Origin of the sequence: Asanoa sp. NPDC049573, from assembly GCF_040676615.1 — a bacterium.
Taxonomy (GTDB): Bacteria; Actinomycetota; Actinomycetes; order Mycobacteriales; family Micromonosporaceae; genus Asanoa.
Map to the genome: position 1 here is coordinate 1 of NZ_JBFAPI010000050.1, position 1,663 is coordinate 1,663.

At 68.3% G+C, this 1,663-nt stretch carries 1 protein-coding gene and 1 pseudogene; one reads left to right on the forward strand and one right to left on the reverse strand.

The features are described from left to right. Nucleotides 1-599: pseudogene (locus AB0J74_RS38860) on the reverse strand (hypothetical protein); the annotation flags it as partial. A 183-nt stretch (nucleotides 600-782) separates the two neighbouring features. Here AB0J74_RS38860 and AB0J74_RS38865 point away from each other — a divergent pair. Next, nucleotides 783-1,663 (forward strand): GH25 family lysozyme (locus AB0J74_RS38865; protein ID WP_363458312.1); only part of this gene is annotated, 881 nt, incomplete at its 3' end.

The following is a 1,663-nucleotide window of genomic DNA, read 5'->3' on the forward strand; positions in this document are numbered from 1 at the left end:
TCCAGCACCCGGTTGTATTTGAAGGGCTTGTAGAGGCTGCGGCTGTAGCCGGCCTCCGACCACCGCCGGTGCTGTGTGGACGGTTTGGTCTGCTCGTACATCACGAAGTCGCCGCCCACGGCGCCGACCCAGTGGTCGAAGAGCACCACGTGCGAACCGTTCACCGGGTTTGCCTTGTTGTGGTAGAGCAGCATGTCGCCGGGGCGAAGGTCGTTGTAGGTGATCTGCGTGGCGATGGTGTTCAGATCGCCGGTCCACCAGTAGTTGTCGTTGGTGTGCCAGGCCATCGCCACATAGCCGGAACAGTCGGTGCGGTAGCCACCCCGGTAGGCCTGTTGGCTGTAGGGGACCTTGGCGTCGTACCAGGACTTCGCGCGGGCGAGGATCTCGGTCCGGGTGATCCACGGCCCGGGGTTGTCGGCGGCCGCGGCCGCCATGTTGTCGGGCTGCGTCGCCCGGCCGCCGGCCGTGACGCCCTGCGGCCGTAGCGTTCCGTCGTCGCTCGCCGCCTGTGCCCCCGCGGGCACCGCCAGCGCCAGGGCGACGGCCACGCCGAGCGCCGTCAGCACGTCGGGCCAGCGCCATTGACTCGGTTTCATCGATACATCTCCCTCGGGTCCGGTCGTTGCCGCCAGACCCTGGCGGTACGGGCTATCCGAGGACTGGACACGACGCCCGGAGTACGGGCGCCAGCGAATAGCGTTCGGATAGCCCGTACCGCGAAGGTCACCGGCTGGGTGCTGGCGCGAGCGCGCCGAAGTCACCCGGACCGGAGGAGTCCGATGGGCATCAGCAGAGAACCGACGCGCGGATTGCGGTTGGCCGCCGCGCTTTCGGCGGCGATCGTGGTGGTCGTCATGGCCCCCGGCAGCGCCACGGCCAGCGGCCCGTTCCGCGAACCGTCCGGCGCGGCCGCGACGGGCGAACCATCCGTGGCCGACAACGGCTGGCCCGGCCGGGGTGCGCCGACGCACTCGACCGGCCTGGCCGCGCAGGCCATCATCCCGCCGCCGTCCGGCTATCCGATCAACGGCCGGGACGTGTCCAGCCACGACCACAACGGAGGAAAAACGGTCAGCTGGCCGGCGCAGAAGGCGGCCGGTGACGAGTTCGCCTACGTCAAGGCGACCGAGGGCACCACGTACACCAACGAGTACTTCGCGCAGGACTACCACGGCGCGAAGTCCGCCGGACTCTACGTCGGCGCTTACCACTGGGCACGACCCGACAAGGGAAACCCGGTCGGCCAGGCCAACTACTTCGTCGACCACATGGAGTTTTCACGGGACGGCCGGACCCTGCCGCCGTTCCTCGACATCGAGTGGCCCTACAACGACCTGCCCGATTGCTACGGCCTGAGCCAGAGCGCGATGCGCACGTGGATCAGCTCGTTCCTCAGCCAGGTCCAGGCCCGCATCGGTGTCACGCCGATGATCTACACCAACGTCAACTGGTGGAATCCCTGTACCGGCAACAGCACCGCGTTCGGCAACTACCTGCTCGACATCTCCAGCTGCAACTCCTCGCCACCGTCGGTGCCGGGCTGGGGCAACCGCTGGACGTTCTGGCAGTACGACATCCCGGACTGCCAGCGCGGCAGCGACCGAGACTCCAACGTCTTCAACGGCAGCCTCGCGCAACTGGCCCAACTCGCCGGCGGCCG